The sequence below is a fragment of the Aliiglaciecola sp. 3_MG-2023 genome (genome assembly GCF_030548205.1).
GTDB lineage: Bacteria > Pseudomonadota > Gammaproteobacteria > Enterobacterales > Alteromonadaceae > Aliiglaciecola.
This window is the reverse complement of sequence record NZ_JAUORV010000019.1, coordinates 65,901-87,872: the sequence shown is the minus strand read 5'-3', so window position 1 is coordinate 87,872 and position 21,972 is coordinate 65,901. Positions and strand designations below refer to the sequence as shown.

General features: G+C 41.4%; 23 protein-coding genes. 12 read left to right on the top strand and 11 right to left on the bottom strand.

The window, feature by feature from the left end; translation table 11 throughout:
• Positions 1-6: 6 nt before the first annotated feature.
• Both Q4574_RS18745 and smrB read right to left on the bottom strand, forming a co-directional pair.
• On the bottom strand, positions 7-735 hold the full coding sequence (locus Q4574_RS18745) for an NAD(P)-binding domain-containing protein (RefSeq protein WP_303476493.1): 729 nt from the start codon (positions 733-735) through the stop codon (positions 7-9).
• A gap of 446 nt (positions 736-1,181) precedes the next feature.
• Positions 1,182-1,784 carry an endonuclease SmrB gene (gene smrB / locus Q4574_RS18740; protein WP_303476490.1) on the bottom strand — a complete coding sequence of 201 codons (603 nt, stop codon included), beginning with the start codon at positions 1,782-1,784 and terminating at the stop codon, positions 1,182-1,184.
• A 97-nt stretch (positions 1,785-1,881) separates the two neighbouring features.
• Here smrB and prmB point away from each other — a divergent pair, with 97 nt between their 5' ends.
• The 4 genes from prmB (at position 1,882) to Q4574_RS18720 (ending at position 6,092) form a co-directional block, all read left to right on the top strand.
• Positions 1,882-2,823: a 50S ribosomal protein L3 N(5)-glutamine methyltransferase gene (gene prmB / locus Q4574_RS18735; protein ID WP_303476486.1), complete on the top strand. Its 942-nt coding sequence runs from the start codon at positions 1,882-1,884 to the stop codon at positions 2,821-2,823.
• 20 nt (positions 2,824-2,843) lie between these two features.
• On the top strand, positions 2,844-3,941 hold the full coding sequence (aroC, locus tag Q4574_RS18730; RefSeq protein WP_303476483.1) for a chorismate synthase: 1,098 nt from the start codon (positions 2,844-2,846) through the stop codon (positions 3,939-3,941).
• A gap of 59 nt (positions 3,942-4,000) precedes the next feature.
• On the top strand, positions 4,001-5,134 hold the full coding sequence (locus tag Q4574_RS18725; protein ID WP_303476530.1) for an MFS transporter: 1,134 nt from the start codon (positions 4,001-4,003) through the stop codon (positions 5,132-5,134).
• A gap of 154 nt (positions 5,135-5,288) precedes the next feature.
• Positions 5,289-6,092: a hypothetical protein gene (locus Q4574_RS18720; protein WP_303476481.1), complete on the top strand. Its 804-nt coding sequence runs from the start codon at positions 5,289-5,291 to the stop codon at positions 6,090-6,092.
• Between the two features lie 6 nt (positions 6,093-6,098).
• Here Q4574_RS18720 and Q4574_RS18715 read toward each other — a convergent pair whose 3' ends face one another.
• Genes Q4574_RS18715 through Q4574_RS18700 form a run of 4 tightly spaced genes read right to left on the bottom strand, consistent with a single transcriptional unit; the run spans position 6,099 to position 9,283 of the window.
• Positions 6,099-7,262, bottom strand: a complete 1,164-nt coding sequence (locus Q4574_RS18715; RefSeq protein ID WP_303476479.1) for a TIGR02281 family clan AA aspartic protease — start codon at positions 7,260-7,262, stop codon at positions 6,099-6,101.
• Positions 7,263-7,285: 23 nt separating this feature from the next.
• The gene (locus Q4574_RS18710; protein WP_303476477.1) at positions 7,286-7,813 is read right to left on the bottom strand and encodes a thioesterase family protein; all 528 of its coding nucleotides are present in this window, start codon (positions 7,811-7,813) and stop codon (positions 7,286-7,288) included.
• Between the two features lie 2 nt (positions 7,814-7,815).
• Positions 7,816-8,517, bottom strand: a complete 702-nt coding sequence (locus tag Q4574_RS18705) for a hypothetical protein (protein WP_303476474.1) — start codon at positions 8,515-8,517, stop codon at positions 7,816-7,818.
• 7 nt (positions 8,518-8,524) lie between these two features.
• Positions 8,525-9,283, bottom strand: coding sequence for a sugar-binding protein (locus Q4574_RS18700; protein WP_303476471.1), 759 nt, complete (start codon positions 9,281-9,283; stop codon positions 8,525-8,527).
• A gap of 168 nt (positions 9,284-9,451) precedes the next feature.
• Between Q4574_RS18700 and Q4574_RS18695 the strand changes: the two genes are divergently transcribed.
• From Q4574_RS18695 to Q4574_RS18670, 6 genes are all read left to right on the top strand, one after another.
• On the top strand, positions 9,452-10,012 hold the full coding sequence (locus tag Q4574_RS18695; RefSeq protein ID WP_303476468.1) for an elongation factor P hydroxylase: 561 nt from the start codon (positions 9,452-9,454) through the stop codon (positions 10,010-10,012).
• On the top strand, positions 10,009-11,139 hold the full coding sequence (locus Q4574_RS18690) for an ATP-NAD kinase family protein (RefSeq protein ID WP_303476465.1): 1,131 nt from the start codon (positions 10,009-10,011) through the stop codon (positions 11,137-11,139). The genes Q4574_RS18695 and Q4574_RS18690 overlap by 4 nt, the downstream gene beginning before the upstream one ends.
• A gap of 40 nt (positions 11,140-11,179) precedes the next feature.
• Positions 11,180-11,461 carry a YfcL family protein gene (locus Q4574_RS18685; RefSeq protein WP_303476462.1) on the top strand — a complete coding sequence of 94 codons (282 nt, stop codon included), beginning with the start codon at positions 11,180-11,182 and terminating at the stop codon, positions 11,459-11,461.
• Between the two features lie 381 nt (positions 11,462-11,842).
• On the top strand, positions 11,843-12,457 hold the full coding sequence (locus tag Q4574_RS18680; protein ID WP_303476528.1) for a FlgO family outer membrane protein: 615 nt from the start codon (positions 11,843-11,845) through the stop codon (positions 12,455-12,457).
• 15 nt (positions 12,458-12,472) lie between these two features.
• On the top strand, positions 12,473-13,225 hold the full coding sequence (locus Q4574_RS18675) for a FlgO family outer membrane protein (RefSeq protein ID WP_303476460.1): 753 nt from the start codon (positions 12,473-12,475) through the stop codon (positions 13,223-13,225).
• A gap of 4 nt (positions 13,226-13,229) precedes the next feature.
• Complete coding sequence (locus Q4574_RS18670) at positions 13,230-13,964, top strand: FlgO family outer membrane protein (RefSeq protein ID WP_303476458.1); 735 nt, start codon at positions 13,230-13,232, stop codon at positions 13,962-13,964.
• Between the two features lie 41 nt (positions 13,965-14,005).
• Here Q4574_RS18670 and mnmC read toward each other — a convergent pair whose 3' ends face one another.
• Positions 14,006-16,033 carry a bifunctional tRNA (5-methylaminomethyl-2-thiouridine)(34)-methyltransferase MnmD/FAD-dependent 5-carboxymethylaminomethyl-2-thiouridine(34) oxidoreductase MnmC gene (gene mnmC / locus Q4574_RS18665; RefSeq protein WP_303476456.1) on the bottom strand — a complete coding sequence of 676 codons (2,028 nt, stop codon included), beginning with the start codon at positions 16,031-16,033 and terminating at the stop codon, positions 14,006-14,008.
• Positions 16,034-16,243: 210 nt separating this feature from the next.
• On the opposite strand from mnmC, the gene fabB reads away from it, so the two are divergent.
• Positions 16,244-17,458, top strand: coding sequence for a beta-ketoacyl-ACP synthase I (fabB, locus tag Q4574_RS18660; protein WP_303476455.1), 1,215 nt, complete (start codon positions 16,244-16,246; stop codon positions 17,456-17,458).
• Positions 17,459-17,493: 35 nt separating this feature from the next.
• On the opposite strand, the gene Q4574_RS18655 is transcribed toward fabB, so the two are convergent.
• Positions 17,494-18,186, bottom strand: coding sequence for a Crp/Fnr family transcriptional regulator (locus Q4574_RS18655; protein WP_303476453.1), 693 nt, complete (start codon positions 18,184-18,186; stop codon positions 17,494-17,496).
• Positions 18,187-18,286: 100 nt separating this feature from the next.
• Between Q4574_RS18655 and Q4574_RS18650 the strand changes: the two genes are divergently transcribed.
• On the top strand, positions 18,287-19,042 hold the full coding sequence (locus Q4574_RS18650) for a class II aldolase/adducin family protein (RefSeq protein ID WP_303476451.1): 756 nt from the start codon (positions 18,287-18,289) through the stop codon (positions 19,040-19,042).
• 94 nt (positions 19,043-19,136) lie between these two features.
• Here Q4574_RS18650 and Q4574_RS18645 read toward each other — a convergent pair whose 3' ends face one another.
• From Q4574_RS18645 to Q4574_RS18635, 3 genes are all read right to left on the bottom strand, one after another.
• Positions 19,137-19,607 (bottom strand): FKBP-type peptidyl-prolyl cis-trans isomerase, encoded by a 471-nt coding sequence (locus Q4574_RS18645; RefSeq protein WP_303476449.1) that lies wholly within the window; start codon positions 19,605-19,607, stop codon positions 19,137-19,139.
• A 60-nt stretch (positions 19,608-19,667) separates the two neighbouring features.
• On the bottom strand, positions 19,668-21,062 hold the full coding sequence (locus Q4574_RS18640) for a M20/M25/M40 family metallo-hydrolase (protein ID WP_303476447.1): 1,395 nt from the start codon (positions 21,060-21,062) through the stop codon (positions 19,668-19,670).
• A 237-nt stretch (positions 21,063-21,299) separates the two neighbouring features.
• Positions 21,300-21,899 (bottom strand): hypothetical protein, encoded by a 600-nt coding sequence (locus Q4574_RS18635; RefSeq protein WP_303476445.1) that lies wholly within the window; start codon positions 21,897-21,899, stop codon positions 21,300-21,302.
• Positions 21,900-21,972 lie beyond the last annotated feature (73 nt).

Sequence of the window (21,972 nt, the reverse complement as noted above, 5' to 3'; positions counted from 1 at the left end):
CATTGCTCAATCTGAATGTAGTTTGGCGGTGACACCCACGTTCTTTAAACCGATATCCAGGGTAGAGAACAACCTAGAGGCGGCATTGGCACTTTTATTGTCGTGAGTTCCTTGTAAAATTCCCTCATTTAATTTTGCCGTCGAATATTGGCTTTTGTGAGCAACATGTAGTGGTAAATAGCATAGACCAAAATCTTTACCACAGCGCTTATTAGACCATTTTTCTAAGATTGGTTTTAGGTGTTTCTCTGTACAGGTAGATTTTAAATCGCTGTGGATAACAATAAGATGGTAGTGACCTTTGATTGCTAAGGTCGCGCCAATTTGTTGGCAAACCGTTTCTATATTTTTGGCCACTGTCGATTCCTGAGCATCTACTTTGCCAATACAAACTAAGGTTACCTCTGTTTGTAAAATAGCATTATGCAAATCACTAGTTGCCACCAAATTGCGTTTACTTCGAGCGGATACTATTGCTTCTTCAAGTTCTGCGTCTTGAATGGGGGAGTGGTTTTGGTTAATTCCATTTACTTTACGAGAGTCCATATCTACGGCAATCACTTTATGCCCATTATTGGCAAAAGAAACGCTGAGTAAACTCCCCATCAAACCCAAACCTATTACACTGATACGCTCGTTTTGAGAACTGACGTCTGATGCACTCAGCGAAGTTGCTGGGTGTCTGTAATTGTAGATAGGTCGTGTTCTTACTTGACTTTGATGTGAGTGATACATGATAAATTACCTATTTAGTTCTTTAAAAATGTCTGTTAAGCATGGGAACTTTAGGTGTCGCATAATTCATTCCACTATTTAAATATTTAATTAAATCAAATAGTTATGATTCTTAAAGGCGGTTTTATACTTTGCTGTGTCACCTTTTGCAGACAGTTTTAAAATCTAGCTTAAAATATGTTCAATTTGTTGATCCAGATCAGTTCTCTTTTATGCCGCGAATTTATACTTACCCCATAAACTAATTCATCAATTTATATCTACATGAGGAAATCGACATGTTTGCATTATTATTAAAAGATCCGGTGGTTTGGGGTTCTCTACTAGGCTTGTCAGTAGTTGTGGGGATTTGCGCGTATTACACTTACTTGTTTTTACACAACACTAGTCACGACTTATAAAATCGGGTAGGTTGAAAACCCTTTGAGCAATCGGGATTTATTGAATCAAAAAAAATCAGTAAATGATTCTGGTTGCTCAATTAAGACCAGTAGAGCGCCTTTACCACCCCATTCTAATGGGGCTTGGTGAAAACCTTCGACATCAGGGTGTTGCACCAACCAATTGGGTACGGCGTTTTTTAACACGAGTGAACCCAGACCATGCACAATGCACACGCAGTGGGCATTCTGTTTCTTAGCCGCAACAATGAGTGCTGCTATTTCTAGCTTAGCATTTTCTTTGGTTAATCCATGTAAATCCAAAATCAGATCTGGGGGGTATTCACCTCGTCGGAGTCGCTTGACTTCATAACTAGGTTTTCCGGGTTTAATATATTTAAGGGGGCCTTGTTCAGAAAAATAGGCTTCAAAACCATCTGAAAAATGGAAGGATGCGGCTGCTTGTTTAGTTTCGAGGTTTTCTTGCTGTTTTTTATGCTGTAAATGCGAAATTTTCTTGCTGGAAGGCCGCGGAGGCGTTATTTTGTCCTGCTTAATTTGCGCAACATCCTTAAATTCACCTCGAAATAGTGAATGGTCGTCTGGCTCTGGGGGGTTAACTGGCGCAATCGATAACCTTTTAAACGGATTGTTAGGCTGCTTTTTCATATTTTGTTATGGTTTATGCGTAATTTGACAGGCAATTTTATCAGAAGCATAGCAAAATACTGACGGGCACTAAACACCTTAAATAAGACCATTTTATATGACATCAATTGACTCCATTGATTTGGAAAGTACCGCCACTGAACTCATTTCCATTTTGGATGTGGTGAGGTGGTCCATGAGCCTATTTAATCAAGCTGATTTATATTTTGGACATGGCACGGATAACGCTTGGAGCGAAGCGTTAACACTTGCTCTGCAAGTACTACATTTACCGCAAAATATGCCTGAAGATGATAGCCGAATGTTGTTACAGTCAAGGTTAACCACAGCCGAGAAAAGCCAAATTTTGGCCTTGGTAAAAAGGCGCATCACTGAAAAAGTGCCTGTAGCTTATTTGACCAATCAAGCTTGGTTTTGCGGATTGCCTTTTTATGTGGATGAGCGTGTGCTAGTACCTCGCTCTCCTTTTGCAGAATTGATTAACCAACATTTTTCGTCTTGGTTAAAAACAGAACCACAGCATATTCTCGATTTATGCACAGGTAGTGCTTGTATTGCTATTGCCTTGGCGTATGAGTTTGCAGAAGCTCAAATAGATGCCGTTGATATCAGTGATGATGCCCTACAAGTAGCTGATATCAATATTCAAGAGCATGCTATGAGTGAGCAGGTATTTCCCATCAAGTCAGATTTAATGAGTGCATTGCAAGGGCATAAATACGATTTAATTGTGTCGAACCCACCATACGTGGATGCTGAAGATATGGCTGACTTACCCGATGAATTTCAGCATGAGCCTGAACTCGGCTTGGCCGCGGGTGAAGATGGACTAGACTTGGTTGATCACATTCTGCGCCAAGCTGTAGAGCACTTAAATCCAGATGGCTGGTTGTTTGTAGAAGTGGGAAATAGTGAAGTGCACATGGATTATAAATATCCAGATTTAGAGATTGAATGGGTCGAATTTGAACACGGCGGAAGTGGTGTGTTTGCAATTAATCAAGCGACGCTTAAAGCATATTGGGCTACACATAGTTAACCTTAGGAACTGAAAAAGATATGGCTGGAAATACATTTGGTAAGCTGTTTACTGTGACTACTTTCGGCGAAAGTCATGGTATTGCCATTGGTGGAGTCGTTGACGGATGTCCACCTAATTTAGACATTAGCGAAGCAGATCTGCAAATTGATTTGAATCGTCGCAAACCAGGGACATCTCGCTACACCACCGCTAGACGGGAAGGTGACGAAGTGCAAATTTTGTCGGGCGTGTTTGAAGGAAAAACCACAGGTACAAGTATTGGTTTGCTAATTAATAATACTAACCAACGCAGTCAAGATTATTCGAAAATCAAAGATACCTTCCGTCCTGGACATGCTGATTACACCTATCAGCAGAAATATGGTTTACGGGATTACCGCGGCGGTGGTCGTTCTTCTGCCCGTGAAACGGCTATTCGTGTGGCTGCTGGTGGTATTGCCAAGAAGTATTTAAAACAAGTGCACGGCATCGAAATACACGGCTATTTGTCACAACTAGGGCCAATAAAAATTGATAATGTTGACCAAAGTGTGACAAATACAAATGCGTTTTTCTGTCCCGATCCTAGCAAACTTGATGAGCTCGATGAATATATGCGAGATTTAATCAAACAGGGAGATTCAATCGGCGCTAAGGTATCCGTAGTTGCCAAAAATATGCCCGTTGGATTGGGCGAACCCATATTTGATCGTTTAGACGCGGATTTGGCTTCTGCGATGATGGGAATTAATGCAGTAAAAGGCGTTGAGGTAGGTGACGGCTTTGATGTTGTGGAACAAAAGGGCAGTGAACACCGCGATGAGATCACACCCGAGGGATTTAAAACCAATCGGGCTGGCGGTATTTTGGGGGGAATATCCTCGGGACAAGATTTGCTAGTGCACTTAGCCCTTAAACCCACTTCTAGTATTAGTGTTCCTGGTGACTCAGTGGATATTCACGGTGAAGCGGCTGAAATTATTACCCGTGGACGTCATGATCCATGTGTTGGGATCCGCGCCGTCCCCATTGCTGAAGCTATGATGGCGATTGTATTAATGGATCACCTGTTGCGGCATCGAGGTCAAAATGCAGATGTTACTTCAATCACACCTATTATTCCCGGACAGGCGTAAAACCTTTGCTCGGCGCTAGCTCCGCGTCTGGGCAAGCACAGTCTAAAACGAATTTAATTTTGTTGGCTATCACCTATCTGCTCTACTTTGGGCAGTTAGGGGTGCTAGTGCCTTATTTAGGCGTTTTTTTGGATGGTAGGGGCTTCAGTTCACAACAGATTGGCGAGTTGTTTGCGCTCATCACCATAACTCGTATCCTAGGCCCAAACCTTTGGGCGTCTATGGCGGACAAGTCAGGTAAAGGCCTCGCTATATTAAGGTTAGGCTGCTTGCTGACTGTATCCACCTTTTGCTTGGTATTCTGGCTAGACGGTTTTTGGGGCTTAACCTTAGCCTTTGCTTTAATGATGATGTTTTGGACTGCGGTATTACCGCAACTGGAAGTATTAACTCTCAATTGTGTTGCCAGTGATCCTAGCCGCTACAGCCGCATTCGTTTATGGGGTAGTGTGGGGTTTATCATTTTAACCATCATTACCGGTAAAGCCATTGATATAAGCTCCTCCGACGCACCTATCTATGTCAGTTTTGCAGTATTATTCTGCTTGTTTATTGCCACTTTATTTATTTATGAAGGGCCTGGTAAGGTGATAAGTCAGACTGCAAATGGCAGCATTTGGCGTAAAGCTTGTACCACTCCTTTTATATTGTTTATGTTCAGTGCCATATTCTTGCAAGTTAGCTTCGCGACTTATTATGGATTTTTTGCATTATATACACGAGATTTAGGCTACAGCGGCCAAACTACTGGCATTTTACTGGCTTTAGCGGTAGCCGCTGAAATAGTGATATTTCTGTTAGCGGGAAAATTGATTAAAGTTTTTGGACTGAAGTGGATTTTATTTATCAGTATTGGTCTTACCGCAATGCGCTGGTATGTGTTAGGTGTGGCTGCAGAATATTTGTGGATCTTGATTTTAAGCCAGATAATACATGCCTTTAGTTTTGGAATGCATCACGCTGCTTCAATCAAGTTTATTCATGATTATTTTGGACAGGCATACCAAAGTCGTGGACAGGCACTTTACATTAGTATCGCATTTGGACTAGGTGGCGCGATAGGCAATTATGTATCGGGATACTTGTGGCAACAAGGGGCCGGTTCTTATCAAGCCTTCTTATTTTCTGCGCTAACAGCCTTACTCGCAGCTTTGGTTTTGTTGGGAATACCCGCAAAGAAAATGTCTTATTAAAGTTGATTTCATTTCAGAGAAACAGCTTTAGGGAAAATACCTAAAACTAACTTGTCTACACAAATCTGCATTTTCCCCCTACTTGGGTATATACTCTGTTAACTAATTTGAAATCATTGATTTTTATAATCAAACCAGAATGTGAAGTTTAATTATGCTTAGAAGTATCTGTTTAGGGTGTGGGTTTTTAGTTCTCAATGTGTTTGCTCAAGATGATAAAAACTTATCTAGTTTGTCTCGCTTCGACGTCAATCAAAACCTCCACGTTCAGTCTCAAATGGATATTCGCGATGTTAGAATTGGCGACAATGTTCTTGGTCAAACCCTTAATTTAATTAATCAAAATGGTGAAGTACAGTATATTTCTGGCGGCAATCGCAGTGAAAAAGTCGATATTGTTTTTAGACAACCTTATTTAGAATCTGAACTTCTGCAAAGCCTATCTCTACGTTTTGACAAAGATCTGGGGTTTATTCATCAGATTTCACTCACCTATCGTATCGCAAGCCGCTATCTTGATATTTTACCGGTTTATAATAAAACCGTAGAGCAGGCGATTGTTAAATACGGTGAGCCAATGAGCTTCAAGCAAGTTCAAGATATTGCGCAAGAAAACAGGGACGAGGTTAGACTGCGGGCATTTGTGGCTAAATTGACAAACCAAGGTGAAACTGGCGAATTGGTGAAAGCTTACTTTAATTACTTACAAGTTACTCCAAAGACCCATTTCGTGGAAACGGAAAAAGGGCACGCTCTCTTATTAACGGGGTTTAGACAGTGTTATTTTTGGTCCGTTAACGAGTTTACAGAGTTATTGAGTTTATGTTCTTTTCAGCCATCTAGTGGCAATATGAAAGGGCAGGGGATCACGCTAACGCTGCGAAATTTTGCTATTCAAAACCAAATAGAGCACTTTGAGTTACAAAAAGCGCAACCGGAAATAGACATTACCTTTTAGCTTTCTCTAAGAGTCATTTCTGTTCAAAAGTAGCCTGTCATTTTGCTGGTCTATTTTAAAATCGAATTGGCGCAGGATATTCATGCCAAGTAAACCATCTGCGTAGCTAAAATCTGGCATAGGCAATACCACTATGGCCACATTATCTAATCGAAAACCGGCAAAGAATACCTGCTTTAATTGATAGACTGGTGCGTCAAACAGTCCACCTGCGGTATTTATTTTATAAGTTCCTACATATTCCCAACTCGTACGTCTGGAAATTCTATCAAAGGCTTCTGAGGTCAGAACTGTGGTGGTTGCGCCAGTATCAAGCATCAACTCGTGAGTACTTCTGCCAATCATAATCGGGGTTGTGTAATGATCACCTAAAGCGCGCAGTTTTATATTGCGCTCATAATCATTAACAATAGGTTCGTTTTCTTGTAGGGGAGTTGAGGTTTTGATAGGGGACGTTTGTTGCGCCAAAATTTGTCTTATTCGCGCAGCATCAAGATCACCCTGTTGCAGGGATGCCAACACATTCTCCATTAAAAACTCTTGATTTTGATACGCATAGGCTTCGGCTAAAGCGACTATTATGGAGCGTCGAGTCGGATCAAATTGCCACAAAGGCTCAAGAAATGTAGCCAGTACATCCCAGGACCGAATTGCTTTGAGTTTGCTGATATTACTGCTGGTAAGCTCAGTGATCAGGGCTAGTACTTTCGCTTTTTCTTCCGTCTCTAAAGGAAAATCGAGTAGCCCATAGTAGTGTGCTAATACTTCATCAATGGGCGCAGTTTTAGCAATGAGTTGCCCTTCGAGTAATAGGTAATCAATGTTTTGAGGTTGATGACGTAAATAAGCTTGGATTGCCTCCTTTGCCTCTACTAGCTCACCGGCAGCCAGTTGTTGTTTTATCCAGTAAATGGCTTTTTGGTATTGACTGTTTTTATCTGAATTATTGGCGAGACTATGATTTTGCTGCTCCCCGGACTGCTGGTAAACCTCAGGTAAAGCATCAGCGGGCGAATTGATTTTGTTCTTTGAGTTTGGTGACTGAGTTTGTCTAGCAGCATTGACTTCGACTGTGGTATTAATGGATTTTAGTTGCCACCAAAAATACAGGTTTAAAGATAACGAAATCCCTAAACATAACACCCAGAAAGGAACCCAAAATTTACTCATGATGTTGCGAACCTTAGCAATACTTATTCATTAGAAACACATACCTTGCCATAGGTTTCTCGAAACTCAACTGGCATACGTTTCGGTTTTCCTGACCCTAAGGCAATGCATACAAAGTCCGTTTGCGCTGTCAAAACAGTCATACCATCTGATTCACGAATAAACTGAAACTGACGAGATAATTTTAATCTGCCATCGCAGTGAGTCACCCAGGTTGCGCAAAGTAAATGATCACCTAGCAAGACGGCAGCATGATATTCAATAACATGTTTACTAATAGCCATGCCTCTATCTAATTGCTGATAGATACCTATATCCAGTCCTAGGGACATGGAGTGTGACCAAGATACTCGTTCCAGCTGTGAAACATAAGCCACATTGTTAACATGGTTATAGTGGTCTATTTGCTCAGGTGCAATTGTCCACTTAATAATATGAGGATTAGGTAATCGCCAAGGAAGGTTTTGGTGATCTGTGGTTATTTCTTTCGCCACTTCTTGTCTCGCTGTTTCGTGGGCATCAATTTGGTTAATCATAGGTTCGTTTGACATGACTAGGCCTCAAATTCGGGGAGAGGATTGGGAGCCTGTTGGGCAAAAAGCGCATTTTTTAATGCTCGCTCTCGTGTGATGATAGGCTGGATAAACTCATCCACATTGCCGAGCTTTTTAAACGCTTTAAACCCCGATTCAAGAAACTGATGCAGACTTTCAACCCCAGCCATTTTAGCCGGCTTGCGCGACAACATTAATAAAGTTGAAATACCTTTAATTTTTACTACATCGGCCAAATCTACCCCCAACCTTTCTAATAAAACAATTTGCTCTTCTCGCTGTGCTTGATTATCACATTTTACGTAAGCTAAGGCGTAGCTTTCTCGGTTCACAGGGGCGGCGTTTAAGTGCTCTGTTAATGCAATATCTAAGGCCAAAGAAAGGCTATTTAAACGTAGTGCAGCTTCTAACGACTCTAATGCTTGTTTGGGAATGATTTTGGCCATTTTGGGGACGACTCTAGCCAGTTCTTGATCCCGTTGACTGAAGTCCTTTGGGCCATATAACTCGTCAATGAAAAATCCCATTGCAGGCCGAAAACGTTTGTTTTGCCATAAGTTTTGATGGGTCGCCAGAAGGCGCTTAGTTTGCCAATGTTGTAAAGCTCGTAAGGGCTCCGTAAGCTGGGCTTCGAGAGTATGCTCATGCAGTTCGTTCGCATGATGAAGGTGTTGGATAATATTATCCAGAATTAAACTCATATCTTTTTTATTCACCTAAAATTAAAGTATCAAACACGCTGGCATCTATCCAACCTCGATTTTTGTCACCATTCACCGCGGTTACATCTTTAGAGTTGATAAAGTGTTCGCGAGTTTCACTGTTATCATTGTCACAGTAGGCCAACATAAAGCCAATCTTTTTACCTTTGTGCAAACCCACAGGTGAGTTCTTTTCTGCTGGATCAAAGTCATCAGCATAAAGCGAAATTGCCATTTCCCAAATAATTTTATGAGGGGCATTAATGTCTCTTTTCCAGCGGCTTTCAATGTGGTCATTAAATAACGCAAAAGTGCGTTGTGGCGTAATATCAACAACTTGGTTGTCTAGTGCAATATGATACGCGAAAGCGTTATATGAATACTGGTGGTCACCGCCTGAAGCATCTTCGTCTAAAAAGATTTCCAAGGTATCGTCATCCCAATATTTATCTAAGGGATCAGCATTAAAGTCAACTAAGCGATCATCTACAATTTCAGCCTGCAAATAGAGTTTGTTGGCACCCCACAGCAATCGATAACGACCTTGAAAGTCGTATTTGTTTAATGGGCCACCTATTATGACTTGGTCGATTGCTAGCCATTGTGATTTCTGCCATTGGGGTTCATTGTTCACCCCATCTATTATAGGCGCTGTGTCTGTTGCCGGTACTTCAATGGCACTGACATTGAAAAAGAGTGAACAAAATAAAGCCATTGCACTGCATATTCGGCTTAGGGTGAAAATTTTCTTTGCAAGTCCAAGCATATGCTTTTCTCCCAATTGATGAACCCTGTATGATAGCTTGTCTCAAACCAGCATTGATAACAATAACTAAATACATTAGGTGAATACAACCGTTGATGGTGGTTGAGTTACTCAGTTGCAATTGGTTACAATAGCACTTCTAAATGACAACCCTGTTTCGGATAATTTGTGCATCACTATCGCGACCTAATTGAGATCTTTAATCACTGTTTCCAAAAAAGCGAAAATACGCGATTGATTAAAGGCGAAAGTGAACCCATTTATTTACCTGCTAATCACCTAACTGACTATCATCAAATTGTATTTGCCAATGGTTTTTTCGCCAGCGGACTCCATGAAATTGCCCATTGGTGTATTGCTGGCAAACAACGGCGATTATTAGAAGATTATGGCTACTGGTATTGTCCTGATGGGCGCGATCAACAACAACAGCAAGCATTTGAACAAGTGGAAGTTAAACCTCAAGCAATTGAATGGGCATTTAGTCTGGCTGCAGATTTTCCGTTTCAAGTCAGTACCGATAATTTAAGTGGCGTTCAGCCAGACAGAGCAGCATTTGAAAGTAAAGTGCGTAAACAACTAAAACATTACCAACACTATGGTTTTCCGCCCAGAGCGTTAATTATGATTAAGGCTTTATGTTCGTTTTATCAGGTTGCATTGAAATCCGTTGTTTTTAATGAACAAACAGAGAGAAAATCGAAATCAGTGGATAGGTTGACGGCATGAGACAATTCAAATTAGGTTTAATCATTAATCCCTATGCAGGCATCGGTGGCGCCCTAGCATTAAAAGGCAGTGATGGGCCTGAAATTAGAGAAAAAGCATTGTCAATGGGGGCTGAGAAACGTGCCAATGGGAAAACACAGTTAGCCTTGGAAGAATTGTTAGGCCATAAAGATAATCTGACAATCTATACCGCATCAGGAGAAATGGGCGAAGATTTGTGCCGTTCAATGGGCTTTCGTACTCAAGTTATATATACCCCTGAAAACTTTCAAACCGAGCCTGAAGATAGCCAACGCACCGCCCAAGCTTTATTGGAGTCCAAAGTCGATTTAATTCTCTTTGCTGGAGGTGATGGCACAGCCCGTAATATCTATGACATTGTTGCTGATAAAGTCGCAGTGTTAGGCGTACCCGCTGGCTGCAAAATTCATTCTGGTGTTTACGCAATTACCCCTAAATCTGCTGGTCGAGTGGTGAATATGTTAATCCAAGGGGAAATTGTTAGTTTAAGTGAAGCCGAAGTGAAAGACATCGATGAGGAGAAATTTCGGCAAGGTAAAGTAAATGCTCGTTACTACGGGGAAATGCGCGTCCCAACTGAATTGCGTTATATTCAAGCCGTTAAAATGGGTGGAAAGGAATCCGAAGAGTTAGTGTTAATTGACATTGCTGCTCAGATTATTGAATTGATGCAAGATTGTCCGGAAACCGTATTTATTATGGGGTCGGGTTCAACTGTGGGGGCAATTATGCAAGAACTAGGGTTACCAAACACCTTGTTGGGAGTTGATATTGTTGTTGATCAACACTTGGTTCTTCAGGATGCAACTGAAAAAGATATTTTAAGGTTCATAGAGAATAAGCCCTGTAAGCTAGTGATCACGCTCATCGGCGGGCAAGGGCATATTTTCGGGCGTGGTAACCAGCAACTTAGTCCACAAGTTGTCTCAACAATCGGCCGAGATAATATCAATATAGTGGCTACCAAATCTAAATTGCAGTCTCTGCAAGGCCGTCCCCTAATAAGTGATATTGGGGACGTACAAGTGGATGCACATTTGTCCGGATTGATACCCGTCATAACCGGCTACCGTGACCAAGTTTTATATCCCATTGCTGAAATTTAGCAATGATTTTATTCATCATTATCATTAGGAACCTTAAGTCGTGTCGTATCAGCAATTAGAAGAGTTTATTCAACAAGCCGAATCGCAATTAGACGCAGTGGTGGAAACAGGTACAGATGACGAATTGTTTATTGCTGGTTACTTGCATGGGCATTTTTCTTTGGTGGTAAGCCAAGCTTTGATCAGTGAGCAAGCCAATATCAAGACCTTGAATAAACTATTGACGGAAAATCTAGACAGTGCTTTTGCACAAAAAGAACTTGAACCTGAAGATCAACAAAAAGTGATATTGTTGTGGCAGTCTTTAATAAATAATGCTTAACGTTATTCACCTTAAATGTAACTCTCTCAAGCGCGTTCTATTCCGCTGATTTTGTCAATCCTTGCCGCTAAAGGGTGATTCATTGCCGTTTTGCCTGTTGATAGTTTTAAGGGTAACCCTGTTTCTGCCGATTCTAGAGGTATTCAGGACCTTATCTGAATGTAAACCTAATCCAATTAGCCTTTGCAAAAATGGCTTAATATATGCATTTCTCACCTACAACTAGCAAGACTTACTTAATCATATATTTTCAACGGTATTACTGATTTTGAGTGATGTTGGCAATTAGGCAAACATGTCTAAACAACCGCTAATGGCACAATGGATGGGGTTTGTTAAACATAGAACCCTATTACTAGAATAAGAGAGTAAAAAGTGAAGATGCTAAATAAACAAAAATTGCAAAGCTGTATATGGACAGTATTAGCCTTGTGTTTGAGCGCTTGTTCTTCAATGTCTGAAACTGAAAATCAGCCAAAAATGCAGTATGAAGAATCGTTACCGGCACTTGGGAACATTGAATATCACACTTCGATACTCGCCAATGAGTTGTTTGCTGGTTTGACGGCAAATCGCGATTACCGCTATGCAGTAGTGAATTTTGTTCCTGTCACTAATCTGCAATTTGATAAAACCTATCAACATCCGTTGATGCTGTTAGGCCATCAATTATCCGAAGGAATGGTCACCGAAGCCAGTCGTCGTGGATTTATTACTCAAGACTATAAGATTACAAACGATATATTAGTAACCAAAGAAGCAGAATACGCTTTAAGTCGAGACGTTTCTCGATTAGCGCCTTTGCAAAATGTTGACTTCTATATTGCTGGAACCATAACCGAGCAGCAAGAAGGCGCCATTGTAAATGCGAGAATTATTCATGTTGAAAGTAAAGATGTTGTGGCATCGGCAACGAAATTTTTCCCTGCAGAATTGTTTTGGTTAAGAGAAAAAGTCACCATGCGAGGTGGCATGATTTACCGCACAGGTTCATAAATAAAGGAGTCTTAAGTGACTAAACTAATACCACTAATCACAGCAGCGTTGCTCATGTCAGGCTGTTCAAGTTTTTCTTTATTTGGTGAAGCTGACTCAGAAAAGCCGGATAATCAATCTAAAACTGAAATAACCCCGCAGATGCAGGTGGTTAATATTGTTGCTGATCCAGCGATAAAGCCTGCTGATCATGCTCAGACATCTACAACTTCTCAATCGGATTTATACGGCAGTGAACCTGCGGATGCCTTATATGGTAATGGCACTGGCACAAATGCTCGAATGGTGACTAAGCATGTTGGTGACTACGTACAAAATATGACCCAAGATTTAATTTCAAACATGGAGTACATAACCGATAAAACTCCGGTAGGGGTGACCAATTTTGCCCTCATCGACAGTGATTTACAAAGAAGTAATTTACTTGGGTTTCAACTTACCGAGTCATTTATGCATGAACTGCACAAGTTTCGTATTCCAGTCATTGACTTTAAAGCAACTGAATATATTCGTGTGACTGAACGAGGTGATTTCTTGCTAAGCAGGGATTTTTTAGAGTTAACTGAGCAATCTCCAATCGAATATATTCTAACGGGCACTATGACTAAGCATCAAGGTGGTTATATTGTTAATGCGCGAATACTTGGTTTAGAAAGTAAAGCTGTGGTGGCTAGCGCACAAATGTTGATGCCTTTTTACGTCGTCGACGCGCTACTGCCTAGTGAGCACAACATGGTGGACGGTGTGCAATTGACCCAAGGGGAATAGTGGGATGAAATGGATGCTCATCAGTCGTGTTTTCTTGGCCGGAACAGTTTTGTTCCTGAGTGCTTGTGCTTCGTCTGACAATGCCTTGGTTGGTTGGTTTTCCAGTCCAGAACCTCCTCCAGAAGCACCGGTTGAAAAAGTGGATATTAATCCGAATCCTGAAACTGGTTTAGCCTATCGCGCGGACTCTAGAGCGCGAATGATAGAATCCAATAGCCAAAACAATCAGCAAACTATGGCCATTTATCGGGCTCCTAATTCCCTGTACCAACCGACATACACCCATAAATCATTATCGGGTTATGCTGAGCAGTTAACCATGGAATTGGTCAAAAATGGCAGACAATTGAATACCCAAAGTAAAGTTGGAGTGGCATCTTTTGTTAATTTCGACAATACACTCAAGCAAACGAGTGTTTTGGGGAATCAATTGGCTGAGATGTTGATTGTAGAAGTGCAGGGGTTTGGTGTGCAAGTGGTGGATTTTAAAACCACTGATTACATAGGTGTGGGAGCTGACGGTGACATGGTATTTAGCCGCGACGCCCGTAAATTGTCCAATCAGTTAAATTTAGATTTTATCTTATCTGGTACATTAATAAGCAATGAAAAGGGCGTTCGGGTTAACGCCAGAGTGATTTCCATGGATTCCAAAATTGTGGTGGCAAGCGCGTCCATCCTGATCCCCAATTTTGTGGTGAAGTCATTGCAGCCGGAATATGTGTTAGTTAGCGACTAAATCCGTTAAATAGCATCCTATGTAACCAGTGAGATACTGATTTAGCTGTCATTCCGCCGGATTAAGTTCTTTATCAAAAAGCGATTAGGATTAAGGGCATCGAGAAGTTGCTTTTCCATGGGCAAGGGTTCATTGCATATTTGCGAAGCCAATAACTCGGAGAGCAATGGTGCAGTGGTGAGTCCTCTGGAGCCTAAGCCTGCAAAAATAAATAATCCTTCTAGATCCTGCGCCTCTGCATAACGATCAATGGGTAATGCTTTGTATAAATCCTTGAATTGCTGCGATTGTACTTTTGGATCAAAAGCCGCCCCTACGGCCGGAAGGTGATCAGGTAAAGAGCATCGTACAGCCGCTCGTCCTGCATCTTGCCCATAAATACCGTCAGCCCAGGTGGTGTTCGCTAAAGCTTTTTTGTGCATCTCTAAATTGGTCGTTTGTTCTTTGTGGCGATATTCAAGATTGGTATCTTCCTTGATATAAGTTGAACCTAGGGCATGGCACCCGTTTAATGCTGGTGTTAAGTAGCCTTTGTGGCATAAAACGCTTTGCAATTTATCCAAAGGGGCTTGGGTTGGAATTGCTTCAACTTGCCCTCTGACCATTTGAAAAGGAATCCCATCGCAGTAGGTAAAGTTCGATATATCCGATCCTGTGGCAATAACCAAAGCGTCAAATTGCTTAGCATTACTAGAATATTTTTCAGGTAGTTCAACATTCCATTGTCCGTTAGATTCGCTGATAGCAGACACATCTGCACCTAGTAATACTTCGCAATCTCCCAAATCCTTTGCCATTTGCAACATAGCATCAACCAAATCGGCTGGGGTTAACCAACCACCTTGGGGAATAAATAATCCTTCGTAGGGTAAATCTATGCCGGAAATAAGTGTAGAGCGTTGTGGATCACTATAGGTAATCAGTGATTCTGGCCAAATATTGTTTTGCAGTAAGTTCTGCTGACGCTGTAAAACCTTATGATTAAAGCCTAACTGCAAAACACCACACCACTGATGCGCATATTGATAGCCCTGCTTCAGCAATTGATGATATCGACGGCAGGCAAAACCAAAGGAGATTGCCTGTATTCGACTGGCAATATTGGCTTCGGCATTCAGTTGTGGGTAAAACCCGCCTTGAGGGTTTCCTGAAGCCCCTTGAGCCAGTTTCGCGTCCTTACACATCAAAGTCACTTTACATCCTTTGTGGACCAAAGATAGGGCTAAATTTGCTGCAGCTATCCCTCCGCCAATAATGCCTATGGATTGTTTTTGCAAAGGGACAGCCTCAGCTAAACCGTGTCGTTGAAAATAGCGCGCACTGCGACGGTTTACCTTAAGATGATCGAAATGACCCACCAGCATATCCCGTTTACGTCCAAAGCCTTTGGCTTTTTTCACATCAAAGCCTTGTTCTGCTAATCCGCGTTTGACGATACCTGCAGCTGTAAACGTGGCAAAACTGGCACCTTGTTTACTCAGTCTGGCCATTTGTTGATAAAGGCTAGAATTCCACATCTCAGGGTTTTTGCTTGGGGCAAAGCCATCTAAAAACCAAGCATCAACTAAACCTTGAGGTTGATTATGCATACTCGCAAAAACCTCGGTGGCTTCTCCTAACCAAAGATCAAGTATTACCCTTCCTTGTGCAAAACTAAGACGATGACAGCCAGCGACTAAATCTGGGTAATGCTCTGTTAATTGCATTGCGTAGTGTTTCAGTTCAGGCCATTTATCTAATGCGGTGATTAAATCGGCTTTGGGTATGGGAAACTTTTCACAGCTGATAAAATGCAAACACTCAGGGAAGGGAGCTGTTGAAGATTGACAATATTGCTCAAATAATTGCCACACAGCCAAAAAATTTAAGCCGGTTCCAAAGCCTGTTTCAGCAATAACAAAACTTCTTTGATTGTGTGTTGTCCAACGCTCAGGCAGTTGATTATTCTTCAAAAAAACGTATCGACTCTCTTCTAGTCCATTGTGATTAGAGAAATACACATCGTCGAAATCTTCTGCTACAGGAGTGCCTTCTGAGTTGTATACGATTGTGGCGGGTTGGATAGTCAACGGGTGTCCTTAATTTATATTTGGATCATGTAGATAACTGAATTCAATTTAATTCTGCTTAAAAATGGTGATTTTTAGGTAACTTAGTAAATCCCATGCTAGCATTACTAAAGGCATTATTTCATTTAGCAGAAGAGCAGACCAGTTAAGTCTGTAAAATCATTATTATAAGCGGAAAATTCTTCGATTAAATCGTAAAAAAGGTGAAAAATGAGAAGAGCAGTCATAACAGGTATCGGTATTGTTTCTAGCATAGGGATTAACCAAGAAGAAGTTCTGGATTCCTTGCAACAAGGTCGTTCAGGTATCACCTTTTCAGATGAGTTTGCGGAAATGGGTTTGCGTTCACAGGTCTGGGGAAAGGTAGATATCGATTTTAAAGAGCATATTGATCGTAAACAGTTACGTTTTATGGGTGACGCAGCGGCTTATGCATACATAGCGATGCAACAAGCAGTTGAGGATTCCGGTTTACCTGAAGATCAAGTGTCTAACATTCGCACCGGTATTATTGCAGGTTCCGGCGGCGCATCATCAAAAAGTCAGGTTGATGCTGCTGATATTTTACGTGCTAAAGGCGTTAAACGAGTTGGCCCATACATGGTTACTAAGTCTATGGCCAGCACGGTGTCTGCATGTTTAGCAACGCCTTTTAAAATCAAAGGCATCAATTACTCTATTGCTTCAGCCTGTGCTACCAGTGCTCATTGTATTGGTAATGCTTTAGAGTTAATTCAATTGAACAAACAAGATGTTGTATTTGCTGGTGGCGGTGAAGAATTGGATTGGACGTTATCGGTACAGTTTGATGCCATGGGAGCTTTGTCTTCGAAATACAATGACAATCCGTCTGTTGCTTCACGTACCTATGATGCTGATCGCGATGGTTTCGTTAGCTCTGGCGGTGGCGGTATGGTCGTCGTTGAAGAGCTCGAGCATGCATTGGCCCGCGGAGCTAAAATTTATGCCGAAGTCGTTGGTTACGGTGCAACTTCAGATGGTGTGGATATGGTGGCTCCTTCAGGTGAAGGCGCAGTTCGCTGTATGCAAATGGCGATGCAAGACGTAGATACTCCCATTGATTACCTGAATACCCATGGTACTTCCACGCCAGTAGGTGACGTGAAGGAGTTAGGGGCTATTCAAGAAGTATTTGGTGGCAAGAGTCCTGCTATCAGTTCAACTAAGTCAATGACCGGTCATGCGTTAGGCGCGGCAGGTGTTAATGAAGCAATTTACAGCATATTAATGATGGAAAATGATTTTATTGCACCATCAATTAATATTGATAATTTGGACGAAGCGGCTGAAGGCTTAGACGTAGTGACCTCAACACGTAAAGCTAAACTGAATACAGTTATGTCGAACAGTTTTGGTTTCGGCGGCACTAACGCCACTCTTGTATTAAAGAAATACGAAGCTTAATGACGTTTATAATGAGCAAGGTGCTGCCTTGCTCATTAAATTTCACACAGTCTTTCTAACGCCTGCATATTTATAATCTCAATTGTCCCGTAGTCAACGTTGACAATATTTTTCTGATTCAATTCATTCAACAGTTTGTTAACTGTCTGCCGCGAACTATTGATCATATGTGCCAATGATTCTTGGGATATAGCGATCTGTTTATTTTTTTGATTTTGCTTAGTGTTATGTAGTCCGTTTGCCAGCAGTAATATCCGTCGTGCCAATTGTCCCAATAAAGATAAACCACCGGTTTCATCAATTAGATTAAATGTCACTCTAATTCGCTGACATAACATACGTATAAAATAGGGATAAAAGTGCGGTTTTTCTTGCAGTAAATGATGAAAAGCGAGTTTTGGGATCATTAACAAATGGCATTGATCATCGGCATGGGCATCATGGGTTCGTGGTAAATCGTCAAACATCGATATTTCGCCAAACCATGTCCCACTTTCTAGCCATGTCAGCACCATTTCCTTGCCCTGAGAATTAACATTACTAACGCGAATTTTGCCTTTTAGAATGCAATAAAATCCGTCAGCATTATCCCCCTTAGCATGTAAAATTTGTCCCTTTTTGAGGGTTTTTAATTTACTCACAGAAATTAAAGCCTGAATAACCTGGAAAGGTAACTGATCTAGCCAATTGTGGTGTTTGAAAAGCTGTTCTATTTGTGAATGATCCATAGCTATTCCAGTAAGATTGTCAAATTGACGACAGTCTAACCCAAACAAAACCCTTACAGTGAACAAATGTTATTAAATTGTAATTTTTGAAGGAATCATTATGGTCGCTGGTGTAAAAGAACGGGTTAGCCAACAAGAGTGGCAAACGCGCGTGGATTTAGCCGCGTGTTATCGGATTGTCGCCCATTACGGTTGGGACGATCTGGTTTTCACTCATATCTCTGCGAGGGTTCCGGGGCCCGAACATCACTTTTTAATTAATCCTTATGGTTTATTATTTGAAGAGATCACAGCGTCAAACTTAGTGAAAGTCGACCTGCAGGGAAATATTGTAATGGATACTGAATTCAATATTAATCCAGCGGGTTTTACCATTCACAGTGCTGTCCATGAAGCTAGAGCCGATGCTTTATGCGTTTTACATTTGCATACCACGGCTGGAGTTGCGGTATCGACCTTAAAGGACAGTTTACAGGCTTACAGTCAACAGTCTCTGTTTGCCTTATCGTCCATGGCTTATCATGACTACGAAGGTGTTGCCCTTAATCCTGAAGAAAAAAGCCGTTTAGTGGCTGATTTAGGCGAGAACAACTTTATGATCTTGCGTAATCATGGATTACTCACTTGTGGCGAGTCCATAGCAGATACCTTTCTTGGCATGTTCCTACTTCAGCGTTCATGCGAAATTCAACTACAAGCTCAAGCTACTGGACAGCCAATGATTAAAATTCCTGATCCAATTTTAAGCGGTATACAAGCCCAAGCGAAGCAGGTAACTCGCGCTGCAGGAGGCGCGTTAGCATGGCCGGGAATATTGCGTAAACTTGATCGCATTAATCCTGGATATGATCAGTAAAAATGGGGGAGTGCATTGCTTTAAATGAAGGTTTTTCAAGGCTGAAAAACCTTAAGTTTAAATGGCTAGCAGTACCAGTTACCGGCAAAAAACACTATTGAATTTCAAGCAGCTCGACTTCAAAGATAAGAAGCGAGCCAGGGCTAATGTTTCCCGTTGCATGGTCGCCATAGGCTAGGTTAGCAGGGATAAAAAATTTAAATTTATCTCCGACCACCATTAATTGAACACCTTCAGTCCAACCGGCAATCACTTGATTCAAAGGGAAGCTAATAGGTTGGCCTCTATTTACAGAACTATCAAATACAGTGCCATCGAGCAATGTGCCGTGATAATGAACTTTAACGGTTGAAGTTGCACTTGGGTGAGTCTCACCATCCCCTTTTTGCATTACTTGATATTGAAGTCCTGTTGCGGTCTCTACAACATCCTCGTTAGCTTTATTTTTGGTTAAAAACGCCTTACCTGTTGCGGTGTTTTCAACGGCTAACTTCTTATTATTTGAATTTCTATTGAAGTAGAATACTGCTAATGCAATAACCACAGCTAAAACAATAAATTTCATAATTTTCCTATTTATTTTTAATTGATTGACTTAGTTACCTTGTACGTCCTATTTGTATGGCTAATTTCCAGCTAACTCCTTGAGAATAATACTCCAGTGATCCAATCCGTCATAAAATGCCTTAATGGGAAGCCTTTCATTCAGGCCATGGGCAAACATTTCATTTTGATTCATAAACCCGCTCGACATAGCCCATGTTGGGATCCCAGCCTTACGAAAGTGCTTCCCATCTGTACCACCTGACTCCATATAAGCGATGATATCCACATTGGGATACCTTGCATGTACGGCTTTTCCAATGGCAGACATCACATCTTCTCGTAATTCAGATATCGGACTTTCAACGGGATCGTCTAGGGTGACAATTTCTATCTCAGGGTTATCCACGACCTCTTGCAAGGTTTGTTTCACGTTGTCGACTGAAACCCCTGGGAAAATACGACAATTCACCGTTGCTGTGGCAGATTGCGGAAGGGCATTTTCAGCGTGGCCCGCGTTCAACATAGTCGTAACGCATGTGGTACGAGTTGTACCCACATAAGACGATTCTATTTGTAAACGGTCAGATGCGTGTTTATCCGTTGGATCTTTGGCAAAAGCGAGCATCGCATCTCCCAATTCACCACCGAGTTGAAGGCCTGAGATCCTAAAGTATTCACGCGTCATCTCACTCCACATGACTGGAAAATGATAGTCTTTAATGTTTAATAAAGCCTCTGAAAGCTCGTAAATTGCATTATCAGGGCGTGGTCTAGAACTGTGTCCACCTTTATTGCGCAAGGTTAGCTCAAAGCTCACGTATGTCTTTTCTGCAGCTTGAACCAGATATGCTATGGCATTTCCATTAGCATCCAAACTACCGCCTCCAGCGTCTGAATTTAGTGCAAATTCAGCCGATGCCAATTCAGGACGTTCATTGGCTAACATGCGGGTAGTGACCATGCCGGTCTCTTCATCACCAGAAAACACCAGATAGAGATCTCGATTTGGCACAAACCCTTCTTTTTTCAAACGAATAAAAGTGGAAGAAAGCATGGCAATCCCATACTTATTATCGATACTACCTCGACCATAGAAATTTTTGTCGTCTTGGGTCAATTCAAATGGCGGTCTTTGCCAGTCTTTTGCTAACGCTTCTACTACATCCATATGCCCTAACAATAGAATAGGCTTCTTGTTGCTCGAACTATCTCCTTGATATCGAACAATTAACCCAACCGTTTCGCCACTAGGGATAATCTGAATGTCGTCATCGCTAAATCCCACTTGTTTAAATTCACTGGCCAAATACGAAGCCATTTTGGGCACATTACCCCTGCCTGCAACAGTAGGAATACCCACAATAGTTTTATAAATATCCAAGGATTTTTTAGCATGTTCAGAATTTTCTAGCGTATTAGCCAATGCCGATGTGGTCGTAAACAGCAAGAAACTCAGTACTAAAGCATATTTCATGGGTTCGCGCCTTGATTGAAGTGATCTAGGTTAACTAGATTAACGGGAACGAAGGGCAAATGCATTCACACATTTCACTTTTTTACACGTCAGTTGACCAAATTTGCCATTATTGACGTTTAAGGTGTTGTCGTCAGCAGATCTGTTTTCAATTTTGGATTTGATACGGGCAGCGGCAGTTTTAAACGGAAAGGAAAGTGCGCCAGCGTTAAATTCGTGGCGCACACTTTAGATAAATTAGTGTGATTTTTTAACAACGCGCAGCGCTATCAAAGAAAACAAACTCATCAAAAAGATAGAAAAAGTAGAAGGTGCTGATACTTGCACTGTTTCGTCAATAACATTGATGTCAAATATGCCACCTATACTGGCAAAAGAAAAATCATCAAAGAAAACACCTCCGCCATTAGAAAATAGATCCCCAAACACAGCTACCGTTTGGCTACCTAGGCTAGTAGCGGTAAAGTTTAAAGACGCAATGAATGTATCATCCCCTGCTACGGGCGTAGCAAACAAATCAGTTAGGCCACCCACATCATTTAATAAATCACTGTTTAGCCAAGATGCTAGGGTGAACCCATCGAAACTAACATTGTTAAAACCAGCGAAGGAGGTCGTGTCGATTGAATCAACAAAATCAAAACCGAAAGTGGTTAAGGTTAAATCTGTTGGTGAATCAATAAAAACATCGACTGAAAAAGAGTCGCCTATTTGCACATCCGTTATGTCACTGAAGCCTAATTCATATTCGATAATATTTGCTTGGGTTGCAACTGATGTGACAATTAGCGAAGCACCTAAAACAAAAGATGAAATGTATTTATGAAAAATTTGCATGTTGTAATTCCTAAATTAATTTTGTTCAAAAATAAAAAGCTGCCAGCGCGAACAAGCTCTGGCAGCTAATTAA